Below are 25,322 nucleotides of genomic sequence, written 5' to 3'. Positions count from 1 at the left end.
AATTCCTATCGTGTCATCACCGCATGCACCAGAGCAGCTAGACTTTGGCGCTGCGGTAACGTTTTAGCAGAATTTGCACCCGTTCCACATAGGCTTGGGTTTCTGGATAGGGAGGAATACCGTTGTATTGGGTCACTGTGGTTGGCCCCGCATTGTAGGCGGCGCAGGCCAATGCAATATCACCATTGAACTGTTTTAGCATTTGCGCCAAATACTTACTACCGCCGAGAATATTCTCCTCCGGCAAAAAGGCATTGGTCACGCCCATCTCTTTGGCGGTTTCGGGCATTAATTGCATCAGGCCCATTGCGCCAGTACGCGACAATGCTCTGGCATTAAAGGCCGACTCAGCGTGGATCACGGCGCGGATAAGTGCAGGGTCTAATTGATGTTTATGGGCCGCACGGCTGATCAAACTATCGTAATTGCGGGTAAACAGCCGAATACCATTCCAGTCAATTTTGGAGTCAGGACGACAGGCAAAGCAGTCATAGAGCAGGATTTGATACTCATTGGTGGTCGGCGCTTTATCGGTAAAAGCCGTGACACCATTGGCCTGTAGATATTGATAAACTTTGACTTTTTCTTGCCCAGTGTTACTCACAATACCGCTTTCAGAATAACGGGCCACAATACGAGGCTTAGGCTTGGCTTCATCGGCAAACGCGGCCGCAACACTTCCCCAAGCCAACCACAAACCAAGGCTAATGATGGCTACCGACTTAAGGCAAAGTGGCGAAGAATGCGTTGCTGGCATCAAAGTCCCGTGTGTTCGTTTAGTTTAAGTACTTCAATAATAGCAAAGAGTTGCTTCATCTCACGGTTTAACTGGCTAAATTCGGCCGAAAAATTAGCACTGTCGAAGATAGATTGCATCTGGAAACGACTGCGACGATTTGGCAAAAACAAGATCAAACGATTGCGGAAGAAGGCGCATTGAATATCCCCATCGAAGGATTTTGCCAATTGCTGCAAGCGCTCCATAAAGGCGGTATTGAGCAAATAGCGCGACTCGATCTGATCCGTTGAAAACACATCGAACTCTTTTTCGAACAAAGGATCTTCAAGCTTCACCCTCTGCAGCCCTGAGTGGCTGTCGGATAAGAAATTTGCCAGTCCACCGCGATCCTTCAATACCACGGTATGACCAATAAATTGCTTATGGCTACTTAGCTCAACCACAGTGCCGCGAAAGCGGGTCTCGGTGCGGGTCACGGTGCGGCGTTTATTGCCGTCCCACTCCTCCACTCGCACGTCTTTGGTTAGGGTTAACTCATTGACGACTAACTCGATGCCCTTGTATTGGCCTTGAATATAATCACCAAAGCTCGCCTTATCGTAATTAGGTAGCACCTTAGCCGCACTGAGGCGATTCATGTCGAGGCGCATCTCGCGGTTGTAGATAAAATCCTCACCAAAGTACTTAAACATGATGGGATAAATTTCTTGCTGTACTTGCCGCTTAAACTGCCGAGTCGGTGTAAAACTCCAAAACCCTAATCCCAATAGCGCGACCAACGGCAGCGGAAACAGCATGAGCCCACGGCTATGCCCCAATAGCGCTAACAGCACGAGACCTACGACTATCGCCAAACTAAGATATAAGCGTTTACGTGTCGCCTTAAGGCTGTTGACGCGCTTAGTTTCATAGCGGGCGGCGAGCGGCGCCAGTTGGGTATCGTAGTACTCCTGCAGCGACGCCCTATCCGAAGCGTCGGCTGACAATCTTGCCGCCTGTCGCTGAGCCTTGATGGGACTACCTAAGATAAAGGTGAGTATATTCATTCAGTTAATATGTTTGCGGAGCCTATCTTGGCCCCGCAAATATCGAAGGATTACAGATAGTCCGCCGCGTCTATCGGCGCTTTAGAGGCTTCATTCACCTCGTAGAATGGCATCACCTTAATGTTTGCCATCGACGCAATAATCGACCCGGGGAAAATCTCAACGGCGGTATTTAACTCAGACACTGCCGAGTTATAGAAACGGCGGGCAGCGGAGATATGGGCTTCGACCTCGTTATAAGTTTGCATCGCCTCGAGCATAGTATTGTCCGACTTCAGCTCGGGATAGCTTTCAACGCTTACCATCAAGGCACCCATTTTATCGTTCAGCTTCTCGGCTTGCGCAATATGCTCTTTCACCGCATTGGGATCTGTCTTGTTGTAATTGCGGGTTAATTGCGTGCGTAGCTCAGTGATTTCAGTGAGTAATGACTTTTCATGATCCATAAATCGCTTGGCGATTTTGAGGATATTGGGCACAAGATCGGCGCGCTTGGCTAACTGCACATCGATTCCCGACAGGGCTTCGAGGGCGGTATTGCGCTTTTTGACTAGGCTGACGTACCAAAGGTAGGTGACGATAAAAATCAGCGCTAATCCTAATAACAGTTTGTCCATCTTCCATCCTTAGGGTTTATTCTTAGTCTCAACGGGTACAGCTAAACATAAATGGCCAAGAATTTCATCTAAAGCGATAGCTAACGCAATGAAATATTAGCTTTAGCTACTCTGGTCAGAGCATTAAACAACAAAATGACCAGCGAGATTATTCAGCTTGGATACAGAAAAACTAGGCTATAGTGTATATGCACAACGTTAAGAGCAACCTTTTTGCTCGTGAATACTGGACTCCTAGTGAGTCCATTTTTTTACCCCGCATTTCCCCCATAATCCGCCGCACAGCCACAGTTGCAACATTTAAGTTTCAATTAAAGCTTAACCATCATACTTTTCGGCCAATTTTTTAACTTTCACCTTAGCGTTAATCCAACCACTTGGGCCAGACATAGCTCTGCCAAGTACGCCGCATCGATTCTGCTCCCGGGTAAAGAATGCGCTAGCAAAGGTCGACAGAGGCAAGAGAATGAGCTCGAAATCCAACGATATTCCCGTCAATTCACCACAGGCCGACGACATGAGTTCTCGCGGCTGGTTTGTCCGTTTTCTTAATATTGTCGAACGCTTAGGGAACCTACTCCCCCATCCTATTACCTTGTTCGCCCTGTTCTGTGTCGCCGTGATCTTAGTATCGGGCATTGCGGGCTACTTCGGATTAACAGTAACCGATCCGCGCCCCGAGGGCGCCCACGGCCGAGGTGCCGATGGGCTTATCCATGTCGTCAGCCTGATGAATGCCGAAGGCTTGCGGATGATAGTGTCCAACTTAGTCACTAACTTCACTGGCTTTACACCCTTAGGTACTGTGCTGGTCGCCCTACTGGGTGTGGGTATCGCCGAGCGTTCGGGACTGTTATCCGCGGCGATGCGTGCACTCGTTATGGGCGCGTCGAAGCGTTTGGTGACGTTAACTATCGTATTTGCCGGCATTATGTCGAACACGGCGGCAGAGCTTGGATATGTGGTATTAATTCCCATGGCGGCGATGATCTTCCACTCCTTAGGTCGCCATCCACTGGCGGGGCTTGCCGCAGCATTTGCTGGGGTATCAGGGGGATACAGCGCTAACCTATTGCTTGGTACTGTCGATCCACTGTTATCGGGTATCACTGAGGCGGCGGCGCGAATGATCGATCCCGACTACAACGTCGGCCCCGAGGTTAACTGGTACTTTATGTTTGTCTCGACCTTTGTGATCACTTTCCTCGGCGCCTTTGTGACCGAGAAAATTGTCGAGCCGAAATTGGGCAAGTATCAGGGCGATGATGCCGATGAAACCGTGCATCAATCCATGGGCAATGTCACCGAGCTGGAAAAACGCGGCCTCAAGTGGGCGGGATTATCTATGCTGGTGCTAGCGGTATTCCTTGCGCTGTCAGTCGTGCCAGAAGGCGCGCCACTGCGCGATCCTAAAACCGGTCTGGTCTCGGGTTCGCCGTTCCTCAAAGGCATTGTCGCCTTTATCTTTATCTGTTTTGCGATCCCAGGTTTTGTCTACGGCAAGGTTGTTGGCAGCATTAATAACGACAAAGACGTTATCAATGCCATGTCGCACAGCATGAGCACTATGGGGCTGTATATCGTACTGGTATTCTTTGCGGCGCAATTTGTGGCCTTTTTTAACTGGAGTAATCTGGGCGCCGTGTTAGCCGTGCTGGGTGCCGATGCCCTGCAATCCATCGGCTTAACCGGGCCAATCCTGTTCCTGTTTTTTATTATGATCTGTGGCTTTATCAACTTGATGCTGGGTAGCGCTTCGGCCCAGTGGGCCATTACCGCCCCCATTTTTGTGCCCATGCTGATGTTAGTCGGCTATGCGCCCGAAACCATTCAAGCGGCCTACCGTATTGGCGACTCAGTGACTAACTTAGTCACGCCTATGATGAGTTATTTCGGGTTGATTTTGGCCGTGGCTTGCCGTTACCAGAAAAACCTTGGCATAGGCACGCTTATCGCCACTATGCTGCCGTACACCTTAGTGTTTTTCGTTGGCTGGACGGCGTTCTTCTTCCTGTGGGTGTTTGGCTTTGGTCTGCCTGTGGGGCCAGGCGCAGCTACTTACTACACGCCTTAAGCTGAGGCCTGCCTCCATCCCTAACCAAAAGGGCGTCGAAGCTAAGCTCGACGCCCTTTTTGATGTCCGAATTCATGCAGGGATTAACGACTTCAGTCGTATAACCATTCCATTAAAAAACTACAGATCAGCAAGAAAACCCCCAGATTAAACACCACAGTCTGTAACTTTGCCTTAGGCGATTTATCCTCGGCCTGACTCATCACTTGGTTGAGGGGAGTAAAAAACATATTAGGGTCCAGCCCCATGCCAATAAAAAATACTGCGACGGCAAAGAGGCGAGTCAGCTCAGGAACGGCCAGTTGCTCAAGATAAAACTCATAGGCGCCATAGGCGACCATACCCAGCGCGATACAATGGCAAACGACTGCCATGATAAGCTGCTTAGTCATAAAACCTCTCACCGATGACACCACTTTGCTCCTAAAGCCAACACACTGTTACTCATTATGCGGCTGATAATATTCGGCGCGCAGTCTATCTCTTTTACGTTGTAGCCGCACCCAAGCAAACCAACCAAATAAAATACCTGCCGCAGGATAAATACAGAGTGCCCGAGCTAACTCGCCCCAAAAGGATGTATCTGAGGTGAGATAATGGATAGTGGCGACCACGAGGGAGGTCATGCCTCCCCAAAACAACACGCCAACCACTAGGATAAAAAACCACTTTCCCTTGGCTATGGCTTTATCCAGCGCTGCAAGTTCCTGTGACAACATACCAAGCTCCCTATCCATTATGATTCCGTCAATATGCCCGAATTGGCTAATGCTGGCTATCCATCGTAGTAACGATACGCTAACAAAAAGCCCTGCATGTGCAGGGCTTTAATAATGTTAGGTTAGATTACTCCGCCGAGGTCGGCTTTTCTTCTTTACCTTTCTTCTCGCGCTTACTGAAGATACGTTCCACAATCACGAAGAACAACGGCACGAAGAAGATACCGAGGAAGGTCGAACTCATCATACCGCCGAGTACACCGGTACCGATGGCGTTCTGGCTACCAGAACCTACACCAGTACTAATCGCTAACGGTACAACACCTAGACCGAAGGCGAGTGACGTCATCAGAATTGGACGCAAACGCACACGTACCGCATGTAAGGTCGCCTCAATAAGTCCCGCACCTTTCTCATAGAATTCTTTGGCGAATTCTACAATCAAGATGGCGTTCTTCGTCGCCAAACCGACCGTCGTCAACAGACCCACCTGGAAGAACACGTCGTTTGGCAAGCCACGACCATTCATCGCCAGTAGGGCACCGATAATCCCCAGCGGAACCACTAGGATTACTGCGAACGGTACAGACCAGCTCTCATAAAGTGCTGCCAGTACGAGGAATACCACCAGAATCGACAGCGCATACAGCGCTGGCGCTTGGTTACCCGATAAACGTTCCTCATAGGATAAGCCGTTCCACTCGATACCAAAGCCTGGTGGCAACTGCTTCACCATGTCTTCCATGATATTCATCGCCGCACCTGTACTGAAACCAGGAGCCGTTGCGCCTTGAATGTTCATGGCAGGTAGACCGTTGAAACGCTCTAGACGAGGTGAACCATATTCCCAAGCGCCTGTTGCGAAGGCCGAGAATGGCACCATGTCGCCCTTGTTGTTACGCACGTACCAAGTGTCTAAGTCTTCAGGTTGCATACGGTATTGCGCATCACCCTGTACGTAAACTTTCTTCACACGACCACGGTCGATAAAGTCGTTTACATAAGAGCCACCCCATGCGGTTGCGAGCACGCTGTTCACGTTCGCAATCTCAATGCCTAAGGCACTCAGTTTGGCGTGGTCAATATGCAACTGATAGATTGGCGCATCTTCCTGACCGTTTGGACGAACGCCCACGAGGTTTGGATTCTGTGCCGCCATACCTAACAATTGGTTACGCGCTGCGACTAACTTGTCGTGCCCTTGGCCATTCTTATCTTGCAGGTACATATCGAAACCGTTAGCCGTACCCAGCTCGATTACCGCAGGCGGTACGAAGGCGAATACGAAGGCTTCTTTCATTTGGCTGAATACGCCCATCGCGCGGCCCGCAATGGATTGCACATCCATACCTGGCGCTTCACGCTCTGACCAATCCTTCAAGCCAACGAAGGCAATACCCATGTTCTGGCCTTGACCCGCGAAACTGAAGCCCGCCACGCTGAATACCGATCTCACCCCCTCTTCAGCCAGATAGTGATCAGAGACTTTCTCTAACACTTTCATGGTGCTTTCTTGGGTAGAGTTGGTTGGCAAAATTGCCTGCGTGAACAAGATACCTTGGTCTTCGTCAGGTAAGAATGCCGTTGGCATGCGCATGAAAATCCAGCCCACAGCCACAACTAAGGCTGCGTAAATCATCATGACTCTGAAGCCACGCTTCACAATACCTGCCACGCTCGATTCGTAACGGTTCGTTAAGCGATCGAAGCCACGGTTAAACCAGCCAAAGAAACCTGTTTCGATATGGCCATGGCCTTTCTTCAACGGTTTTAACATGGTCGCACACAGTGCAGGCGTTAAAATCAAGGCCACCAGTACAGACAGCGCCATCGCAGAAACGATAGTGATCGAGAACTGACGGTAAATAACCCCAGTAGAACCCGACATAAACGCCATAGGTACGAATACCGCCGACAAGGTCAGACCGATACCGACTAACGCGCCAGTAATTTGATCCATCGACTTACGGGTCGCCTCGAGTGGGCTTAAGCCCTCTTCGGCCATTACCCGCTCAACGTTTTCCACCACCACAATCGCGTCGTCCACGAGCAGACCAATCGCCAGCACCATAGCGAACATGGTGAGGGTGTTGATGGAGAAGCCCGTTGCCGACAGAATCGCAAAGGTACCCAGCAATACGACAGGTACGGCGATCGTTGGAATTAAGGTCGCACGGAAGTTCTGCAGGAAGAGGTACATGATGACGAACACCAGTACGATAGCTTCAAGCAGAGTGTGTACTACGCCTTCAATCGACTTCTCAACGAATGGCGTTGTATCGTAGGGGTAAACCACATCTAACCCAGCAGGGAAGAAGGGGCGTAACTCTTCAACTTTAGCGCGAACCGCTTCAGCCGTATCTAGGGCGTTAGCGCCGGTTGCCAGCTTAATCGCAATACCCGAAGCTGGTTTGCCGTTATACAGAGACTCTACTGCATAGCTTTCTGAACCCAGTTCAACACGCGCCACATCACCCAAGAATACGTTCGCACCCGATGTATCGGATTTAAGAATGATCTTGCGGAATTGTTCTGGCGTTTGTAGACGGCTCTGTGCCGATACAGTCGCGTTTAGCTCTTGTCCAGGCAGTGATGGTGTGCCACCGAGTTGACCCGCAGATACCTGCGCGTTTTGCGCACGGATAGCGCTCACCACATCTAAGCTGGTGAGGTTGTATTGGGTCAGTTTCAGTGGGTCTAACCATATACGCATCGCATATTGAGCACCGAAAATCTGAATTTCGCCCACGCCCGGTACACGGCTCATAGGATCTTGGATGTTAGCGCCCACATAGTCGGCGATGTCACCCTTATCTAAAGAACCGTCGGTCGAAACGAAGCCCAGTACCATCAGGAAGCCAGAGCTTGACTTGTTAACGTTAACCCCTTGAGATTGCACCTCTTGTGGTAACAAAGTCATTGCGCCCTGTAACTTGTTCTGTACCTGAACCTGCGCGATATCCGGATCGGCTTCCGCGTTAAAGGTCAAGGTAATAGAAGCGTTACCAAAGCTATCACTGGTTGAGGCGATATAACGTAGGTGGTCGATACCCTTCATACGTTGCTCAATCACCTGAGTCACTGAGTCTTCAACGATTTTGGCCGATGCACCTGGGTAGTTTGCACTGATCACCACTGTCGGTGGCGCAATACTGGGGTACTGCGAGACTGGCAGGGATCGGATCGACAGAACCCCCGCCAACATAATGATTAAGGCGATCACCCACGCAAAGATGGGGCGATCAATAAAAAAACGTGCCATAGCTATGCCCTATTGTGCTTGGGTTTCAGAAATAACTTTGGGAGTGACTGGTGCACCTGGACGGATCTTTTGTAATCCTTCCACAATCAACTTATCGCCCGCTTCCAAACCGGCAGTAATACGCCATTGATTGTCGATAACTTCAGCTGTAGTAACAATTTTTGCTTCCACTACGCCTTGATCGTTCACCACCATAGCCACGGCTTGACCCTTAGCGTTACGGCTAATGGCTTTTTGCGGCACTAGGATGGCTTGAGGATCGGTACCAGTATTCAATACGGCGCGAACATACATGCCAGGCAGTAAGATGCCATCGGGGTTAGGGAACTCTGCACGCAGGATCACTGAGCCAGTGTTTTCATCCACACTCACTTCAGCAAATTGCAGCTTACCGCTGTGGCCATAAATCGTGCCGTCTTCTAAGACTAACTGCACGTCAGCGTTATCAGCCGCCTGCAGCTTACCTTGCTGCAGCTTGGCTTTTAGACGTAACAGCTGAGCACTCGACTGCGCGATATCCACATTGATAGGATCGAGCTGTTGAATAGTCGCCAACGTTTGGCTTTGGTTAGCGGTCACCAGCGCACCGGCTGTCACACTCGATTTACCGATACGGCCTGAAATAGGCGCTAACACTTCGGTGTATTCGAGGTTAATTTTGGCAGTGTTGATTGCCGCTTCAGCCACAGTCACACTCGCCAGTGCTTCTTTGTAAGCCGCTTCAGCTTCGTCGAAATCCTGCTTACTGATGGCGTTAGTCTTCACTAACTGCTGATAACGGGCAGCTTTCGCCTTAGCTGATGCAAGGCTTGCATTCGCTCTGGCTAAATCGGCATTTGCGCTTACCAATGCCGCTTTGTAAGGCGCAGAATCGATTTGATAGAGGGACTCGCCCTGCTTCACATGACCGCCTTCAACAAAGCTACGCTTGGTAATAATACCATTCACTTGAGGACGCACTTCGGCTTCGAGGAACGCCTTGCTACGGCCCGGTAATTCGACTTGGATAACCTGAGGTTTGGTCGCCACATTGATGACCCCCACCTCAACACTCTGCGGCCCAGCGCCAGCAGGACCAGCCTTCTCTTCTTGAGGGCTACAAGCTGCCATCCACAACGCCACGCTAATTACTGAGGCAAGTTTAATTGTCTGCCGCATGAGAACTCCTTTAAATATTAACGCTACCGTTTTGCCACGCTGCAATGGTGAACTCACGGCCGTAATTATAACTAAAATCAAATCTGCTACTTATCGCATACCCTATAAGGATGAACAAGAAAGATAAACCAACTAAAATGTAAACTAATGAAAATATTCACACCCTAGCGAATACCTTATTCATTAAATTGTTACCCTATTTAATGAATATGCTAATAGTGGATAAGGTTGTTAGCGTTATACGATACAAAGCACTTATCCAGCCTACTCTATATCAAAAATGTTGCAAACATGTTTGGCAACACAGCTTTAGTCACCATAAATGCTGAACACAGTTAATCGATAACGATGCGATATATTCGCTCGCGCCTCTCATTAATAAGATTTTACGCATATAACATCTCCCAAATAACGGCAGATGCTTGATAAACAAGGATGGTTCATATCGCCTTGTTATCCAACTAAAGCGTTGAAAAATCGTAGGCGAAAAATACTCTTGATACCGTGAAATAATATATGGCTTATGTAAATTCTTTTTAAATCTACATCTTGGAAATGAGAGACGCCCAAAACCTTGGACGCGACATTTTATGACCAAGTGTAATTGAGGGCAAACCCGAAATGGCGATTTACACCCCATTAAATGAAACTCTGCTTCCCAAAAAACGCATTTAAAAAATAAACGCTACTCACAACCGTGCTATTTCGCTGCTTGTTCACATTCATTCATATCTTTTCGTCATTGGTTCATCCCAAGCTACAGCGCTATTCACAACTTATTTTTACGATAAAGGTGCGCTAACAATTCCCAATGACTTTGAGATGATGATTATGAAGACTCGTACTAAATTTCTGCTAAGTGGGGCGTTACTTTCACTGGCGGCCAGCTCCCATGGTGCCGAAGACAACCAGCTTTTTGGTGGCACCATTAACGGCAATGTTAACTTTGCCTCGGATTATGTGTTCCGCGGTGAATCAGAGACCTTAGACGGTGATATTCCCGTGGTACAAGGTACGCTGAGTTGGAATCACAACCAAGGTTGGTATGCGGGCGTATTTAGCTCCAACATCAAATTTGCCGACCCTAACTTAGAAATCGTGACCGCACCTTTTATTGGTAAAGCGGGTGAGTTTGGCGATTCCGGTTTTACCTATGATGTGATGTTATTTTCATACCTCTATCCCGGTGCGTCTTACTCTAACTACACCGAATTATGGTTAAAAGTAGGCAAACAATTTGGCCGTGCGAATCTGCAACTCGAAGTCACCCCAACGGTTGATGATTGGTTTGGTGTCGATGGCTGGCACGGGGTTAACTATGCTTTGCACCCAAGCTATACCTTTGACAATGGCGTAAAAATTTCGGCCTCTGTGGGTTATCAAGACCTCACGGGTGATGGCGCCGAAGGTTGGGGCCACTGGAACATCGGCTTGAGCAAAGCTTACTACGGCCTCAACTTCGATTTACGCTACCACGGCAGCACTGTCGACAGTGACCATAAAGTCTATGGCACACAGACTGAAATCTTCGATGACAGAGTCGTCATTGGGATCAGTAAGAGTTTCTAATCCTGTTTTTTGCTTATACGTTCATCCCGCTGCTTCCCTGCAGTACTCCAATTGCTTGAAATATCGAGCCTTGACCAGCCAATTTGGCTGGTCCTTTTTTATCTAAATACGATTATCGCCCACGCTACAGGCTAAGACGCGGCTGATATCCGCAAGACAACGACCCGATTCTTGTTGCCATTGGTTGAATGCGGCCTGCACCTGTTTTAACACCGTTTGCGAGCTAAAACCGGCATCCACCAGCTTGTGCGCTTTAAAATAACCCTGCACATCATCGGTTAACAAAAAGGTATCCTTACCAATACCGCGCAGGAAATACGGCCCCGTATTGCCACCGAGGCGAGCGCCTCGTTTCTTTAAGAGTGCCCAAAGCCCAACTATATCTTCGGTCGGCCAATCGCCAATCAGCTTAGCCAAGCTGCCATGTTCGCGGGCAATATCATGGATCATCAAGGCATTATCATAAATCGCTTGGGTTTTCTTTAAATGGCGGATCAGAGTCGCATCCGCGGCACGTGTTTGGATCTGCTCCGGTGACAGCATCAACACCTTTTCAGGCACAAAATGAAAGAAAGATTGCTCATAAGCAGGCCACTTATTATCGACCACACGCCAGACAAAGCCACTCTGAAACACCTGTCGGCTCATGGCAGAGAGCAGCGTGGCATCATCATACTGGCGAATTTCGGCACTCGTTAGGCAGCCAGGCAGTAATGCTTCGAGCCCCTTTTTACCGCCCTTGCGCTCACTCGCTCTGGCATAGATGGATGAGAAACTTTCTAACTGGCTCATACTGTTACCTTTGGTTATCTCTATTTCACTGCGATTTTAAAGCTAATAGTACCGAATTTTTGCGCGAGAGGATCATTCCGCATGGCAACCCGCTTTTACGCAACTGACGCCCATCTGCAGAAAAAATCCCACAGCAAGCGCCTTGATAACGACTAAAGTTAAGGCGTAGAGTCAAAAAATGCAGGGGTTGTGGGGTCGACACCTATGGAGCTGTTCTATCATCCGTTATCACGTTATTCACAGAAGGTGTTGATTGCTCTCTATGAAAAACAAGCTAACTTTTACCCGCGGATCACCGATTTGCGCGACCCGCTAGCACGTCAAACATTCCAGCAATTTTATCCTCCCGGCAAACTCCCATTACTTAAAACCCACGAAGGTCAACTGCTCCCCGAGTCCAGCATTATTATTGAATACCTAGACAGGCATTTTCAAAACAGTACCCAGTTACTGCCCGCCGAACCCGAACGCAATCTCGCGGTGCGCTTATTCGATCGCATCATAGATAACGATATTAATAACCCGTTATTTCAATTGGAAAAATTAAAGCATGCCCCCGAAGGGCATGAATTTGAGATCAAGCAGATAGAAAAGCAGATGTTTATCCAGTTTCAGCGTTTGGATACCCATCTCACGCAGAATCACTGGGTGTGCGGCGATAGTTTTACCTTGGCCGATTGCGCGCTTATCCCCTGTTTAAGCTACAGTTTTGCCCACTTAAATCTGCTGGATTTAGATGAACTCGTGCGTTACTGGCAACAGGCGCAGCTACGCGGCGCCTGGATGCTGGTGCTTGAAGAGGTGCTACTCGCCGAAATGGAGGAAGACACAGGGATCAGGAGTATTCCCTAGTGCCAACACATTAGGGCGTGTTGACGTTTCAGGGTTATTTTTGCAGCAATTTGGCTGGCGTTTATGCAAGGCGAAGTCAGTGCGGTGTAGTTATTCTACATAAACGGACGATAACGCAGCAGAAACGTCAGCCAAACGCTGCCCGAAGGGTTCGTCTAGCAAGCTCGTTCTCTTTGTCACTCGTCATTTGAGTAGAATAACTACACGTCATTCCTCGTTTCGCGAGCACGAGCTTGCCAGAACGAACAAAATCTAATCTCGAAACGTCAACACGCCCTAGCGATTGCGTTCTTTCTTCAATTGTAAAAACGCTTTCCATTTAATGACTTCTGGCGGCAACTCAGGAGCAGGATCGGTATAACCCGCCTCTTTGACTAACACATCCAAGGGAACTTGCTTACCTTTACAGACAAACACACCACGCACATGCACTATGCAGTGCAAGCCACGTTCACTCACAAAGCGTTGTTCAATATAGAAATATTTCTCGTCCCAACCCACGACTTTGGTTTCAATCTCAAACTTTTTTAAGGGCTTGATATCGCGGATATAGGTAAATTCGGCAGCGTTAACAATCGGCATCCACTTCAATTTGAGGAAACGCTTCAACAGCCCCATTTCGGCCAGCATATAGGTGCGCGCCAGATCCATAAACGCCGGATAACGGGAGTTAGTCAGGTGGAAGTTGATATCGCAATCGCTAGGTAATGCACGGTAAGTAATGCGGCTCGTACCCAAAAAATCAATCTTACGGCAGTGGCGCGTGCGCCAAAACAACAACCAAAACAAACGGAAATACAGATTCATATGCAGTCGCTCTAAAAAGAAGAGCCACAGGCTAACAGAGGTCATACCAGAGGGCAAGCGAGATCTAGCTCACAAAAAAGGCGCCAAATGGCGCCTTTTTATGCTCAAGCTTTCCTATTTAGGGTGGCTTAAGCCGCAATCCCAGAGTGGCGCAGCAGCGCATCGATACTCGGCTCGCGTCCCATAAACTGTTTGAACAAGTCCATCGGCTCAGCAGAACCACCCATTTCGAGAATGTTGTGCAGGAAGCTACGGCCAGTATCAGGATTGAAGATGCCTTCCTCTTCGAAGCGAGAAAACGCATCCGCCGACAGCACTTCGGCCCACTTGTAGCTGTAGTAACCCGCGGCATAACCGCCCGCAAAAATATGCGCAAAACCATGTTGGAAACGGTTAAATGCAGGCGGAATTAACACGGCCACCTGACGACGCACTTCGTCCAAGGTCTCTTGAATACGCGCCCCTTTGGCGGGGTCATATTCGTGGTGCAATCTAAAATCGAACAGTGAAAACTCAAGCTGGCGCAACATCATCATGCCAGATTGGAAGTTTTTCGCCGCTAACATCTTGTCTAGCATGGCTTTTGGTAAGGGCTCACCGGTTTCGTAGTGACCGGAGATTTCAGCTAAGGCTTCTTCTTGCCAGCACCAGTTTTCCATAAACTGGCTAGGCAATTCGACCGCATCCCAAGGCACACCGTTGATACCCGACACGCCAGCCACATCAATTTTGGTCAGCATATGGTGAATGCCATGGCCAAATTCATGGAACAGCGTCGTCACTTCATCGTGGGTAAAGAGTGCTGGTTTGCCATCCACAGGGCCATTAAAGTTGCACGTGAGATAAGCCACGGGTTTTTGTAGACCATGAGGCGTGTTACGACGCACGCGGCAATCATCCATCCAAGCGCCGCCGCGTTTGCCTGTGCGGGCGTATAAGTCTAAATAGAAGCTGCCTCTGTGCTCGCCCGTTTCGTCAAAAATATCGAAGAAACGCACGTCTTTATGCCAGCGGTCGAACTCAGTTTGCTCAACAATTTTTAAGCCAAATAGGCGCGAGACAGTGTAAAACAAGCCAGAAAGCACTTTATCTTCAGGGAAGTAAGGGCGCAGCAACTCTTGAGAGATCTCATATTTATGTTGCTGTAACTTCTCGGCATAGAAACTCAAATCCCAAGACGCCATTTCGCTCACGCCATACTGCTCCAGTGCAAAGGCTTTAAGCTCGGCTAATTCGGCCTTAGCTTGATCCTTAGAGCGCAGCGCCAATTCGTTTAAGAATGCCATCACTTGAGCGGGAGTTTCGGCCATTTTCGTCGCGAGGGATTTTTCGGCAAAACTATCAAAGCCTAACAACTGTGCCAGCTCGTGGCGCAGCGCAAGGATTTCATCCATCAATGGACCATTATCGAATTCACCCGCATTTGGACCTTGATCCGAGGCGCGAGTGACGAAGGCGCGGTAACACTCTTCACGTAGGCTACGGTTTTCGCTGTAGGTCATCACGGGTAAATAGGAAGGGAAATCTAAGGTAAATAACCAACCTTCTTGTTCGCGGGCCTCGGCCATCGCTTTTGCGGCCGCCTTAGCTGAATCGGGTAAACTGGCTAATTCTGCCTCGTCGGTAATTAACTTAGTCCAAGCTTGGGTCGCATCGAGCAGTTGATTCGAAAAGCCGCTCGTCAGCTCGGATAGGCGTTTAACGATTTCGCCATAACGCACTTTTTGCCCATCATCTAAGCCGATACCCGAGAGCTCGAAGTCCCGTAAGCTGTGCTCAATCACCATCTGCTGTGCTTGGCTTAATTGGTCAAACTCTGCCGATGCACGCAGCGATTTATAGGCCTGATACAGCCCTTGGTGTTGGCCCACATAGGTGCCGTATTCAGATAACAGTGGCAAACAAGCATCATGGGCGGCGCGCCATTCATCAGTGCTCACCACTGAGTTCATATGGGAGACGGGCGACCAGATCTGGCTTAACTCGTCGTCCACTTGCTCCAGCGGGGCAACTAAGTTATCCCACGTAAACGGCCCTGAGTTTTGCAGCACTTCATCAATCTTGGCACGACACTGAGCAATGGCCTGCTCAACGGCAACTTGAATATGTTCAGGTTTAATCTGGGAAAAAAGCGGTAATTTTGCGCCGTTAAGCAAAGGGTTGCTCATAATGGTTCCTCTACAATCTGTGTAGCTAATAAATAAGGGCTTATCTACTATTTATCAAGGCGAGAAAACCGATTGCAACCTTCGTCTATGTCACTAACGCCATTAGGCGAAGAAAAAAGCGAGCCAGCTCACAATTAAGATTTACACCAAATTTACTTATTCAATCTTGACGAGTTGATCGCAAATCAAATCCATTCTCATTAACGATCATATTCCGATGTATTAAAATCTAGTTATAGTTCGCATCTAGATCAGATTTCGTTATGGCCGTTTTAAAACACTTCATCCTCGGTACCTTGGGCATCCTTAGCTTAGCCTGTGCAAACAACGGCTGGGGCAACGAGAGCCTCGCGCAAACCGAAGGGGTTAGTAGCGGCGTATTGCCCGTATCGACATCAGACTGGGCCGTTAATCTCGACCTAGGTTGGGACAGCAAATACATCTCCCAAGGACGCAACAACCTCGAGCATGGCGGTATCTATTGGATGAACGCCAGCGTTGAATACGGCAACCTGACAACCTACGCCCTTGTCGGGCGCGGTGATAGTCAGGCTTATACCGAGTGGAACATTGGCCTCGAATACGCATTACACTTCAGTGAAGATGTTGAAGCACATGTGGGCTATCAACGGATTGAAGGCTATAGCAGCAGTCGCTGTCAGGATAACGAACTGTTCGCAGAATTAGCCTACACCGCCGCCCCTTGGTTAGTCCCCTCGGTAAATTATGTGTATTCCACCGAGGCTGCGGGCTATTTTGTCGAATTGAGTCTACACAGTTATTGGCAACTCACGGAGCAGTTCACAGTCTCGCCCTATGTAACGCAAGGTTTTGATTTTAAATATCGCACTGAAGACCACAACGGCCAAAATCATCTGCAATTTGGGGTAGAGGCGAATTATGATCTGGCCGACAATATGAGTCTCAGTGGCCATATTAGCCACAGCATAGCCCAAGATGACATTGAGCAAGAAGCGGCCACCAATGGTGACTTTAGCTCGCTGGATCAAACCTATGCGGGTATCCATTTCAATATCAGCTTCTAAGGGTGACACGGCCACTGGCCACTTTTATTCTTCCGTTTGGCAAACCTATCCCGCGCTAACTACACTCAAGATGTCGAAGGAACGACCTTAACGTGCCGAGGAACAGGGAATGTTAACTCACCAAGCCAAGGTGTTATCTCACACCTTTATCCTATTAGTATTTTGCAGTTTGTCCTCCATCTGCGCCGCGCGCGAGCCCGTGTTGGTGCCCGAATATGGATTAGAAAACCTCTCCCAAAACACGCCTAGCGAGCCTCTGCCCCTAGGCACACTGCTCGATAGCGAGGGAAAACCGCTTGCCATCCCTGCAGAACAAAGCGCCTTGGAGTATTCGTCGCCCACAGTCAATGTGGATGAGGCAAAGACCAAGCAAACGACCAAATCGACCGCTGCGAAAAAGAAAAAGCCGAGCCGCAAACAACAACTCGCCAGTCGAGATAGAGTCGCTAACGACCCTAGTTGCCGCTGGCTCAATGCCCGCATGTCACAACTCGAAACTCAAATTGGCAGCCGACCCGACAGAGCGGCGAGCTATAACACCGATGAGCTCAGTGCCCGTCAGCAGGAATGGCAATGCCTCAAATGTGGCGCCGAAGGACCAAACCAAGACGATCACTATCGCTGCCAATATCGCCGTTAAGCTTGAGCTAACCGCCCATAGTTAAAGTGAGTGCTTTGCTGAGATTTTTTGCGGCAAGACAAGGTCTATACCAAAGCAACCTAATGGGCTGGTCTGCAAACCCATTCCAACCTACAATGACCTTCTGCTATTAAGCACCTCATTCTTAGAGTTAGACGGAGAAACTCATGGCTCAACATTTTGACTATATCTGCCTAGGCGCAGGCAGCGGCGGTATCGCCTCAGCTAACCGAGCTGCCATGCGTGGCGCTAAAGTTCTACTCATCGAAGCGAAACATGTTGGCGGTACCTGCGTAAACGTGGGCTGCGTACCTAAAAAAGTCATGTGGTATGGCGCGCATATCGCCGAAGCCATGAACCTCTACGCCAAAGATTATGGCTTTGATGTTTCAGTCAACAAATTCGACTGGAACACCTTAGTGAACAGCCGCGAAGCCTATATCGGTCGTATCCACGAGGCCTACGGTCGCGGCTTTACCAATAACAAAGTCACCCTGCTCAATGGTTATGGCCGTTTCGTTAATGGCAACACCATTGAAGTAAATGGCGAGCACTACACGGCCGACCATATCCTGATCGCCACCGGCGGCGCGCCAACTATCCCAAACATTCCTGGTGCGGAATACGGGATTGATTCCGATGGTTTCTTCGCCCTGCGCGAACAACCTAAACGTGTCGCTGTCGTCGGCGCTGGCTATATCGCCGTCGAAGTCGCGGGCGTGTTACACGCGCTTGGCAGCGAGACTCACCTGTTTGTCCGTAAACATGCGCCGCTGCGTAACTTCGATCCTATGCTGATCGACGCCCTAGTCGATGCAATGAAGACCGAAGGCCCAACCCTGCACACCAACAGTGTTCCTCAATCTGTGGTCAAAAATGCCGACGACAGCCTGACTCTGCACCTCGAAAATGGCGAAAGCGTGACCGTTGATTGCCTGATTTGGGCCATTGGCCGCTCACCCGCGACGGGCAATATCGGTTTAGAAAATACCGACGTGCAATTGGATAGCAAAGGCTATGTGATTACCGACGCGCAGCAAAATACCACCCACAAAGGCATTTATTGCGTGGGCGATATTATGGCGGGCGGCGTGGAGCTGACTCCCGTTGCGGTTAAGGCAGGTCGCTTACTCTCTGAGCGCTTATTTAACGGCATGAGCGATGCCAAAATGGATTACAGCCAAATCCCAACCGTGGTCTTCAGCCATCCACCGATTGGCACTATGGGATTAACCGAGCCAGAAGCCCGCGCGCAATATGGTGATGATAATGTGAAGGTTTACACCTCAGGCTTTACCTCCATGTATACCGCCGTCACTAGCCATCGCCAGGCCTGTAAGATGAAGCTGGTCTGCGCCGGTAAAGAAGAGAAAGTGGTTGGTATTCATGGCATTGGCTTTGGTATGGACGAAATTCTCCAAGGGTTTGGTGTCGCAATGAAAATGGGCGCCACCAAAGCTGATTTCGATGCCGTTGTTGCCATCCACCCCACTGGGGCTGAGGAATTTGTTACGATGCGATAAATCTCGCAAATTCAGAAACTTAAAGGCCAGAATAGTCTGGCCTTTTTTATTACTCAGTCGTTTAAGCTTCAATAGAAGTCGCTGCCAGACAACCTCTTTCAAACGCCATCACACCGCAAGTCAGCCGCCTAAGTAAATACTTTTGCCACAACCCCATGCTTAGGGTAGTTTAGCTAATGGTGATTTTTGTCTCATAAGGGCAGACATTCTCTGCTAAGTGACGGGACTTAAAAACCAATAGGAACCCACATTGCATAGGATGACGCAAATGACACAATCTCGGCCGCGAATCAAAACCCCAGTATTTATCTCATGCCTCACCTCTTGCCCATCCTTAGCCATTAACTCAAATAAAATCGAGAGGTTAATATGAGAGCATGTTATTCATTTATCGCAGGTATCGCCCTGCTGCCCCTATACACAGCGCACGCGGCCGACAGTGACACTACGCCTGTCGTAAAAACTGAAAAACAGCCGCAGGATATGTCCGATCCGCTTGCGATTTATACTCAAGCGGGCTTTGGCGTAACAGATAAAGGCCTCAACCTGAAAATAGGCCAAGCCTATTATACGGGCGAAGAAAATAAAGCTGGGATGAATGTCATCGAAGTGAAAGGGATCTTTGGCGATACCTTAGGCTGGCGAGGCGAAGGCGCCGCCTCTGACTCTGTCGACTCATTCCGCTTTCGTAACTTTACCGCCAATGTCACCAACGGCCGAGCCGCGCAAATTGATATCAGCTATAACCTTAATCCTAACTTAGTCGCTCAAGAGAGTGCCGATCTGTCCTATAGCTTTATCCAAGCCTTGCCGCCGATGGGGCGATTCAGCCTCTATCCATTGGTTGGCGCTGGTGTGTCTATTGGTAACGACGCCCTCGAAGATGATGGCTCCATTGACAGTGGTTACTCCATCATGGGCGTTTACGGCCTAGTGGGAATGTATAGCAAGCTCAAAATCACCGACAAAATCTGGTTGAATTACAATCCCTTCTGGCTGACGACTATTTCTGGCTCTGACAATTACACCGACAACTATTATGGCTTAGGCAAGAGCCATATTTTGACCCACGAACTCGCGCTCAGTTACCAAATCAACCCACGAATGAACCTGCGCTACTTTGCCAACTTTAATGAAAACGTTAGCTTTATGGACGGTGATCATAGGATAGAGTTTAACTACCAGCTCTAGTAAACCCGCGCTGTAAGCCATCCCCAGTCGTTTGATGAAGAAGCCCCTTCGAAAGGGTTTCTTCCTCTTTCAACCACGACCTTTCTCACGCTAAATCCTCAATTGCAAACACAAAATTGCTATCAACTCAAACTATAAAAGTCAGTCAAAAGCGCGAATTCGCCCTATTAAATTGTGATTTAGGCGGGAAAATTAGATTTATATATGTTACGGTAATTAGAGTACTAACTAAATCACACTCTCATTTTTGTTTGAGAAAAATCAAGGAGGCATTATGTCAGCTAAGCATGCTACAGATGAAAACCCCATCTCACAGATCATCCGCTCCACCCGAGCACGCCTTCATGGAACACTACAATATTTCTGCCTGTTCGCCATTCTAAGTACCTATCTCTTTGTCATTTTGAAACCGAGCTTCATTCAAAATAACAAAGCGTTAGGAGGAAAATAATCGATGAATTCCCTCTCTTACGTTTCATTGGCAATTTACTTTATTGCCATGCTCGCTATTGGTTTGTTCGCCTACCGTAAGTCGACCGATGATGTCTCTGGCTACATTTTGGGTGGCCGCCAAGTGAGCCCACAAGTGACAGCACTCTCGGCTGGCGCCTCGGATATGAGTGGCTGGATGCTGATGGGCCTGCCCGGCGCTATGTTTCTGGTGGGGTTTGAAACCCTGTATATCGCCCTCGGATTATTAATTGGTGCTCTAATCAATTATCTGGTAGTCGCCCCTAAATTGCGGGTCTACACCGAGGTCGCCGATAACGCGCTGACGATTCCTGAGTTCTTCGCTAAACGCTTTGGTCAGGCCGATAACAGCATTCGCATTATTGCCGCAGTCATCATAGTGATCTTTTTCACCCTCTATACCTCGGCGGGATTGGTCGCGGGCGGTAAGTTGTTCGAATCTGCTTTTGGGCTGAACTACGATATTGGCCTAGTGGTCACCTTAGCCGTCGTGGTGTCGTACACTCTGCTGGGGGGATTTTTAGCCGTTAGCCTCACCGACTTTGTGCAGGGCTGCATTATGTTTGTCGCCTTGGTCTTAGTGCCTTTCGTGGCATATCAAGAATTTACCAGCGCAGACCGCATGATGAATTTTGCCTATCAGTCGATCCCGCATTTTACCGACGCGATGCAAAATGTGACTCTTCTTGGCTTAATTTCTAGCCTCTCATGGGGACTTGGGTATTTCGGCCAGCCGCATATTATTGTGCGTTTTATGGCGATCCGCTCGGTCGCCGACATTAAAACCGCACGCCGCATCGGCATCAGTTGGATGACAGTGACCATTATCGGCGCCTTAGCGACGGGCTTGGTCGGTATCGCCTACGCCAATAAATTTGACATGAAGCTGTCAGACCCTGAAACCATCTTTATCGTGTTTTCAGAGTTGCTGTTCCACCCCTTAATCAGCGGCTTCCTGCTGGCAGCGATTCTCGCGGCCATTATGAGCACGATCTCCTCGCAGCTATTAGTCTCGTCGAGTTCGCTGACCGAAGATATTTATCGCACCCTCTCGAAGAAAGACGCGAGCGAGCAAGAGATGGTCAAAATGGGTCGTTACGGGGTCGCAGGTGTCGCCATTGTCGCAACGCTGCTGGCACTCGACCGCTCGAACAGCATCCTCTCCCTCGTGAGTAATGCGTGGGCAGGCTTTGGTGCCGCATTTGGTCCGCTGGTGCTGTTTAGTTTGTATAAGGCTAACCTCACCCATAAAGCGGCGATTGCGGGGATTATTTCGGGCGCGCTCACAGTACTCTTTTGGATTTATGCCCCCGTGCTTGCTGATGGTAAGGCATTGACTAGCCTAGTATATGAGATGATCCCCGGCTTTGTTGTCAGCAGTACAGTGATTTATCTGGTGAGCAAATTCGATACCGATCCTTGTCCTAAAACCACTAAGCAATTCCATCAGGCCGGTCGTGTACTGGCCGAGGAAAGCTAAGGAGGCGTTATGACAGACTCTCCCCGTAAACGTATTGTCGTCAAAGTGGGGAGCGCCTTAATCGCGCCCCACAAGCAAGGTTGCAGTAGCCATTATCTCTTGGGTATCGCGCAGTTTATTACTTACTGCCGTGTCCAAGGTATCCAAGTGGTACTGGTTTCATCCGGCTCGGTTGCCGCTGGTTGGCATCATTTTGAGGGCCAAGCTCAGCCCAGTGTCACAGTGAAAAAGGCCATGGCGGCCGCGGGGCAGGCGGATATGATGGCGACGTGGAATAAGCTATTTGATTTTCCCACCGCCCAACTGCTGCTGACCCATGGCGACTTACGTAATCGCGAGCGTTATATCAGTATTCGAGACACCATTTTTAGCCTGCTCGAACACGGTTTAATGCCGATCATCAATGAGAATGATGCCGTTACCGCCGACAAACTTAAGGTTGGCGATAACGATAATCTCTCGGCCATGGTGGCGGCTGCGGCCGATGCCGACACCTTAGTGATTTGCTCGGATGTGGATGGACTCTATGATCAAAATCCCCACGAACATCCCAATGCCAAGTTGATAAAGCAAGTCACTGAAATCAATGCCGATATCTATGCGATGGCGGGAGGCGCCAGCAGCGATGTTGGTACAGGAGGCATGCGCACTAAGATCCAAGCCGCCGAAAAAGCCATCTCTCACGGCATTGAGACCTTTATTATCAATGGCTTTAATGCCGACTCCTTTAGCCAACTGCTAAAGGGGCAAAATCCGGGCACCCTCTTTACCCCCTACGAAAAACCGATGCAGGAGCATTTGCATTGGATGACCCACACCTCGCAGGCGCAGGGCGAAGTGATCGTCGAGGATGATTTTGACCTCGCACTCGATCAGCACAGCGAGCAATTAACCAGCGATGATGTGGTTGAAGTCAAAGGGGATTTCTCAGTGGGCGATACCATTCTGGTGCGTAAAGGCGATGGCACTAAGTTGGCGAAAGCCAAATCTAACTACAGCAGTTGCCTACTGAGTTTTATTACCGAGCAGGATGATCAGGCGTTTGCCAGTGAATTCCAGCAAAAAACCGGCCCCATCATTTCCGATAAGAATATCGCCATTCTTAAATCCATTTGAGTGGAGAAACTATGAGCCTAATTAAACAAATATCTACCGATGCCGCCCATGCGGCCCGCACACTCGCCCAACTCGATGAGTCGTTAAAAAACACCGTATTACTGGATATGGCGCGCTCATTAAGGGAAAAAAGCTATGAAATCCAAAGCGCGAATCTGATTGACGTGCACCGAGCGACTCAGGACAACTTAAGCCCTGCAATGGTCGATCGCCTCACGCTAAACCAGCATCGCATCGAGGCGATGGCGCAAGGAATCGAAACCATCGCCGCGCTGCCCGATCCCGTTGGCCGCGAGCGTTTTATTGGTAGACGGCCTAATGGCTTATCCATCAGTAAGATGCGCGTGCCACTCGGCGTGGTGTGTATGATTTATGAGGCGCGCCCTAATGTCACCGCCGATGCTGGCGCATTGTGCTTTAAATCCGGCAATGCGGTGATCCTGCGAGGCGGTAAAGAAGCACTACACACCAGCCAAGTGATCGCCAGTATTTTACAGGCGGTACTGACCGCCTATGGTTTGCCTAAAGCACTTATCAGCGTGATCCCCGATCCTGACCGCGCCCTAATGCTCGAACTGATGCAGCTGCGGGAATTTATCGATGTGATCATCCCCCGCGGTGGCGAAGGACTGATTAATTACGTCACTGAAAACAGCAGCATTCCGGTTATTCAGCACTTTAAGGGCGTGTGCCATTTATATGTGGATAAAGACGCTAATCAAGATATCGCCTTGGATTTGCTGCTCAATGGCAAAACCCAACGCACAGGAGTGTGCAACGCCCTCGAAGGCTTGTTAGTGCATAAGGATATCGCGCCGCGATTCTTGCCCCGCGTCGCCAAAGCACTGGCCGAGCATCAAGTAAAAATCAATGCATGCCCTCCGGCCGCCGCGTATTTCGACGCCTGCACTTATATGGCAGAAGAAGATTTTGGCCAAGAATACTTGGACTTAGAAATCGCCATTCGCCAAGTCGACAGTTTTGAGGTCGCCACCCAACATATCGCTAAGTTTGGCAGCCACCATACCGAGGTGATTTGCACCGACAATGAACTCACCGCCGCCCGCTTTCAACGCGCAGTGGATGCCTCGGTCGTTATGGTAAATGCCTCATCGCGTTTTTCCGATGGCAGCGAACTCGGCCTCGGCGCCGAAATCGGCATAGCCACCACTAAGCTACATGCCTACGGTCCCATGGGACTCGAAGCCTTAACTACTGAAAAATATCTGGTTTCAGGCACAGGACAGATTAGGGCTTAGCGATTACTTAGACGATGTGATTAACTAAATAACAAAGCCCCAAGGTATTCTCCCTTGGGGCTTTGTTTAAGTGCTCGTCATAGAAATTGAGCTTCATACTTCTTATACGGCTTTCAAATGTTTCGAAAATACCCAAGCGAGTTTGTCTTGATATAGAAAGGCCTTCCAATCACCGCTTGCAGCCAGCACACTAATACGCTCACCTTTTGAGAGTACACCCAGTAACTCCCCATTTTTCTTAGGTTTGTTGCGGATATTGAGCTTATCGATAGTTACTTCATATAGCTGTCCATTCTCCAGAACAGGATTGCTCGCAATGTCCGCGTTTGGCGATTGCAAATGGCTTTTCTCTTGTGACACCACGGTGCGAGTGCTAGCACTTGTATTTGCCGATCCGATACGACAAGTTTTGTTCCAAGAAATGCAGGAATTGCCGCACGGTTGACCCTTTTTACAGTTTTTGGCGTTGGCAATGGATATTGGATGCCCCAGAACAAAAACTAACAGTAATATCCATAACCTATTCACATTTCACTCCTTGAATATTCTCGCCTCAAAATAATTACCGCTAGATTGCTTTAAGCATAGATTTACCGCCCGATGCAGCAGAATACGACTCCCCTCGGAGTTGCCGCAGGGCGAATAGGCAAATTGCGTGAGTTCGGTCATGGATAATGGAATGGACCCATCCACTTTAAATCGGCCTCGCAATGGGCCACGATGTAGTCGCTAAAACTCATCAGAAAGAGGACGGGTCCACCTATGAAGATTACTACAATCGGTTTAGATATCG

General features: G+C 49.1%; 22 protein-coding genes. 11 read left to right on the top strand and 11 right to left on the bottom strand.

Going from position 1 to position 25,322, the window contains the following annotated elements:
* Positions 1 to 37: 37 nt before the first annotated feature.
* The 3 genes from CBX96_RS10810 to CBX96_RS10800 are packed head-to-tail and all read right to left on the bottom strand — an operon-like array spanning position 38 to position 2,402.
* Complete coding sequence (locus CBX96_RS10810) at positions 38 to 757, bottom strand: lytic transglycosylase domain-containing protein (RefSeq protein WP_109286698.1); 720 nt, start codon at positions 755 to 757, stop codon at positions 38 to 40.
* Positions 757 to 1,785, bottom strand: coding sequence for a DUF3137 domain-containing protein (locus CBX96_RS10805; RefSeq protein WP_109286697.1), 1,029 nt, complete (start codon positions 1,783 to 1,785; stop codon positions 757 to 759). Before CBX96_RS10805 ends, CBX96_RS10810 begins: the two co-directional genes overlap by 1 nt.
* Before the next feature lie 50 nt (positions 1,786 to 1,835).
* The gene (locus CBX96_RS10800) at positions 1,836 to 2,402 is read right to left on the bottom strand and encodes a LemA family protein (protein WP_011624553.1); all 567 of its coding nucleotides are present in this window, start codon (positions 2,400 to 2,402) and stop codon (positions 1,836 to 1,838) included.
* Between the two features lie 466 nt (positions 2,403 to 2,868).
* Here CBX96_RS10800 and CBX96_RS10795 point away from each other — a divergent pair, with 466 nt between their 5' ends.
* A complete protein-coding gene (locus tag CBX96_RS10795; protein ID WP_146194339.1) occupies positions 2,869 to 4,476 on the top strand; it encodes an AbgT family transporter in 1,608 nt (535 codons plus the stop codon).
* A 92-nt stretch (positions 4,477 to 4,568) separates the two neighbouring features.
* Here the strand turns inward: CBX96_RS10795 and CBX96_RS10790 are convergent, their stop codons facing one another.
* The 4 genes from CBX96_RS10790 to CBX96_RS10775 form a co-directional block, all read right to left on the bottom strand.
* Positions 4,569 to 4,868, bottom strand: coding sequence for a hypothetical protein (locus CBX96_RS10790; protein ID WP_011624555.1), 300 nt, complete (start codon positions 4,866 to 4,868; stop codon positions 4,569 to 4,571).
* Between the two features lie 48 nt (positions 4,869 to 4,916).
* Positions 4,917 to 5,213 carry a hypothetical protein gene (locus CBX96_RS10785; RefSeq protein WP_109286696.1) on the bottom strand — a complete coding sequence of 99 codons (297 nt, stop codon included), beginning with the start codon at positions 5,211 to 5,213 and terminating at the stop codon, positions 4,917 to 4,919.
* A 109-nt stretch (positions 5,214 to 5,322) separates the two neighbouring features.
* Positions 5,323 to 8,457, bottom strand: coding sequence for an efflux RND transporter permease subunit (locus CBX96_RS10780; RefSeq protein WP_109286695.1), 3,135 nt, complete (start codon positions 8,455 to 8,457; stop codon positions 5,323 to 5,325).
* Positions 8,458 to 8,466: 9 nt separating this feature from the next.
* Positions 8,467 to 9,615, bottom strand: coding sequence for an efflux RND transporter periplasmic adaptor subunit (locus CBX96_RS10775; protein WP_109286694.1), 1,149 nt, complete (start codon positions 9,613 to 9,615; stop codon positions 8,467 to 8,469).
* An 822-nt stretch (positions 9,616 to 10,437) separates the two neighbouring features.
* Between CBX96_RS10775 and CBX96_RS10770 the strand changes: the two genes are divergently transcribed.
* Positions 10,438 to 11,184, top strand: coding sequence for a TorF family putative porin (locus tag CBX96_RS10770; protein ID WP_109286693.1), 747 nt, complete (start codon positions 10,438 to 10,440; stop codon positions 11,182 to 11,184).
* Positions 11,185 to 11,286: 102 nt separating this feature from the next.
* Here CBX96_RS10770 and CBX96_RS10765 read toward each other — a convergent pair whose 3' ends face one another.
* Positions 11,287 to 11,976 (bottom strand): DNA-3-methyladenine glycosylase I, encoded by a 690-nt coding sequence (locus CBX96_RS10765; protein ID WP_109286692.1) that lies wholly within the window; start codon positions 11,974 to 11,976, stop codon positions 11,287 to 11,289.
* 204 nt (positions 11,977 to 12,180) lie between these two features.
* Here CBX96_RS10765 and CBX96_RS10760 point away from each other — a divergent pair, with 204 nt between their 5' ends.
* Entirely contained in the window at positions 12,181 to 12,828 is a 648-nt protein-coding gene (locus CBX96_RS10760) for a glutathione S-transferase family protein (protein ID WP_109286691.1), read from the top strand.
* Between the two features lie 276 nt (positions 12,829 to 13,104).
* Here CBX96_RS10760 and CBX96_RS10750 read toward each other — a convergent pair whose 3' ends face one another.
* Together CBX96_RS10750 and prlC are read right to left on the bottom strand one after the other, a co-directional pair.
* Positions 13,105 to 13,635 (bottom strand): thioesterase family protein, encoded by a 531-nt coding sequence (locus CBX96_RS10750; RefSeq protein ID WP_011718763.1) that lies wholly within the window; start codon positions 13,633 to 13,635, stop codon positions 13,105 to 13,107.
* Positions 13,636 to 13,763: 128 nt separating this feature from the next.
* Positions 13,764 to 15,803, bottom strand: a complete 2,040-nt coding sequence (gene prlC / locus CBX96_RS10745; protein ID WP_109286690.1) for an oligopeptidase A — start codon at positions 15,801 to 15,803, stop codon at positions 13,764 to 13,766.
* Between the two features lie 263 nt (positions 15,804 to 16,066).
* Here prlC and CBX96_RS10740 point away from each other — a divergent pair, with 263 nt between their 5' ends.
* The 8 genes from CBX96_RS10740 (at position 16,067) to CBX96_RS10710 (ending at position 24,529) form a co-directional block, all read left to right on the top strand.
* A complete protein-coding gene (locus CBX96_RS10740) occupies positions 16,067 to 16,849 on the top strand; it encodes a hypothetical protein (protein WP_109286689.1) in 783 nt (260 codons plus the stop codon).
* 109 nt (positions 16,850 to 16,958) lie between these two features.
* Positions 16,959 to 17,489, top strand: coding sequence for a hypothetical protein (locus CBX96_RS10735; protein ID WP_109286688.1), 531 nt, complete (start codon positions 16,959 to 16,961; stop codon positions 17,487 to 17,489).
* A 167-nt stretch (positions 17,490 to 17,656) separates the two neighbouring features.
* Positions 17,657 to 19,012 (top strand): glutathione-disulfide reductase, encoded by a 1,356-nt coding sequence (gene gorA / locus CBX96_RS10730; protein WP_109286687.1) that lies wholly within the window; start codon positions 17,657 to 17,659, stop codon positions 19,010 to 19,012.
* A 369-nt stretch (positions 19,013 to 19,381) separates the two neighbouring features.
* The gene (locus tag CBX96_RS10725; RefSeq protein WP_109286686.1) at positions 19,382 to 20,203 is read left to right on the top strand and encodes a hypothetical protein; all 822 of its coding nucleotides are present in this window, start codon (positions 19,382 to 19,384) and stop codon (positions 20,201 to 20,203) included.
* Between the two features lie 274 nt (positions 20,204 to 20,477).
* Positions 20,478 to 20,654: a hypothetical protein gene (locus tag CBX96_RS21565; protein ID WP_164717906.1), complete on the top strand. Its 177-nt coding sequence runs from the start codon at positions 20,478 to 20,480 to the stop codon at positions 20,652 to 20,654.
* Between the two features lie 3 nt (positions 20,655 to 20,657).
* A complete protein-coding gene (gene putP, locus CBX96_RS10720) occupies positions 20,658 to 22,154 on the top strand; it encodes a sodium/proline symporter PutP (RefSeq protein WP_109286685.1) in 1,497 nt (498 codons plus the stop codon).
* 9 nt (positions 22,155 to 22,163) lie between these two features.
* The gene (gene proB / locus CBX96_RS10715; RefSeq protein ID WP_089068828.1) at positions 22,164 to 23,270 is read left to right on the top strand and encodes a glutamate 5-kinase; all 1,107 of its coding nucleotides are present in this window, start codon (positions 22,164 to 22,166) and stop codon (positions 23,268 to 23,270) included.
* A gap of 11 nt (positions 23,271 to 23,281) precedes the next feature.
* Positions 23,282 to 24,529 (top strand): glutamate-5-semialdehyde dehydrogenase, encoded by a 1,248-nt coding sequence (locus tag CBX96_RS10710; protein ID WP_109286684.1) that lies wholly within the window; start codon positions 23,282 to 23,284, stop codon positions 24,527 to 24,529.
* A gap of 102 nt (positions 24,530 to 24,631) precedes the next feature.
* Here the strand turns inward: CBX96_RS10710 and CBX96_RS10705 are convergent, their stop codons facing one another.
* A complete protein-coding gene (locus tag CBX96_RS10705) occupies positions 24,632 to 25,057 on the bottom strand; it encodes an SH3 domain-containing protein (protein ID WP_069455370.1) in 426 nt (141 codons plus the stop codon).
* Positions 25,058 to 25,322 lie beyond the last annotated feature (265 nt).

Source organism: Shewanella sp. BC20 (assembly GCF_003129585.1).
Taxonomy (GTDB): Bacteria; Pseudomonadota; Gammaproteobacteria; order Enterobacterales; family Shewanellaceae; genus Shewanella; species Shewanella seohaensis.
Note: the sequence above shows the minus strand (reverse complement) of the source record. Positions and strands in the feature narration are given on the sequence as shown.

What these genes read in the sequence shown, in the direction of transcription:
- CBX96_RS10710 (WP_109286684.1), top strand. Translation starts at nt 23,282, where the DNA reads ATGAGCCTAATTAAACAAATATCTACCGATGCCGCCCATGCGGCCCGC.
- CBX96_RS21565 (WP_164717906.1), top strand. Translation starts at nt 20,478, where the DNA reads ATGTCAGCTAAGCATGCTACAGATGAAAACCCCATCTCACAGATCATC.
- CBX96_RS10770 (WP_109286693.1), top strand. Translation starts at nt 10,438, where the DNA reads ATGATGATTATGAAGACTCGTACTAAATTTCTGCTAAGTGGGGCGTTA.
- gorA (WP_109286687.1), top strand. Translation starts at nt 17,657, where the DNA reads ATGGCTCAACATTTTGACTATATCTGCCTAGGCGCAGGCAGCGGCGGT.
- CBX96_RS10725 (WP_109286686.1), top strand. Translation starts at nt 19,382, where the DNA reads ATGAGAGCATGTTATTCATTTATCGCAGGTATCGCCCTGCTGCCCCTA.
- CBX96_RS10785 (WP_109286696.1), bottom strand. Translation starts at nt 5,213, where the DNA reads ATGGATAGGGAGCTTGGTATGTTGTCACAGGAACTTGCAGCGCTGGAT.
- proB (WP_089068828.1), top strand. Translation starts at nt 22,164, where the DNA reads ATGACAGACTCTCCCCGTAAACGTATTGTCGTCAAAGTGGGGAGCGCC.
- CBX96_RS10765 (WP_109286692.1), bottom strand. Translation starts at nt 11,976, where the DNA reads ATGAGCCAGTTAGAAAGTTTCTCATCCATCTATGCCAGAGCGAGTGAG.
- CBX96_RS10805 (WP_109286697.1), bottom strand. Translation starts at nt 1,785, where the DNA reads ATGAATATACTCACCTTTATCTTAGGTAGTCCCATCAAGGCTCAGCGA.
- CBX96_RS10735 (WP_109286688.1), top strand. Translation starts at nt 16,959, where the DNA reads ATGTTAACTCACCAAGCCAAGGTGTTATCTCACACCTTTATCCTATTA.
- CBX96_RS10760 (WP_109286691.1), top strand. Translation starts at nt 12,181, where the DNA reads ATGGAGCTGTTCTATCATCCGTTATCACGTTATTCACAGAAGGTGTTG.
- CBX96_RS10790 (WP_011624555.1), bottom strand. Translation starts at nt 4,868, where the DNA reads ATGACTAAGCAGCTTATCATGGCAGTCGTTTGCCATTGTATCGCGCTG.
- CBX96_RS10795 (WP_146194339.1), top strand. Translation starts at nt 2,869, where the DNA reads ATGAGCTCGAAATCCAACGATATTCCCGTCAATTCACCACAGGCCGAC.
- CBX96_RS10775 (WP_109286694.1), bottom strand. Translation starts at nt 9,615, where the DNA reads ATGCGGCAGACAATTAAACTTGCCTCAGTAATTAGCGTGGCGTTGTGG.
- CBX96_RS10740 (WP_109286689.1), top strand. Translation starts at nt 16,067, where the DNA reads ATGGCCGTTTTAAAACACTTCATCCTCGGTACCTTGGGCATCCTTAGC.
- putP (WP_109286685.1), top strand. Translation starts at nt 20,658, where the DNA reads ATGAATTCCCTCTCTTACGTTTCATTGGCAATTTACTTTATTGCCATG.
- CBX96_RS10800 (WP_011624553.1), bottom strand. Translation starts at nt 2,402, where the DNA reads ATGGACAAACTGTTATTAGGATTAGCGCTGATTTTTATCGTCACCTAC.
- prlC (WP_109286690.1), bottom strand. Translation starts at nt 15,803, where the DNA reads ATGAGCAACCCTTTGCTTAACGGCGCAAAATTACCGCTTTTTTCCCAG.
- CBX96_RS10780 (WP_109286695.1), bottom strand. Translation starts at nt 8,457, where the DNA reads ATGGCACGTTTTTTTATTGATCGCCCCATCTTTGCGTGGGTGATCGCC.
- CBX96_RS10810 (WP_109286698.1), bottom strand. Translation starts at nt 757, where the DNA reads ATGCCAGCAACGCATTCTTCGCCACTTTGCCTTAAGTCGGTAGCCATC.
- CBX96_RS10750 (WP_011718763.1), bottom strand. Translation starts at nt 13,635, where the DNA reads ATGAATCTGTATTTCCGTTTGTTTTGGTTGTTGTTTTGGCGCACGCGC.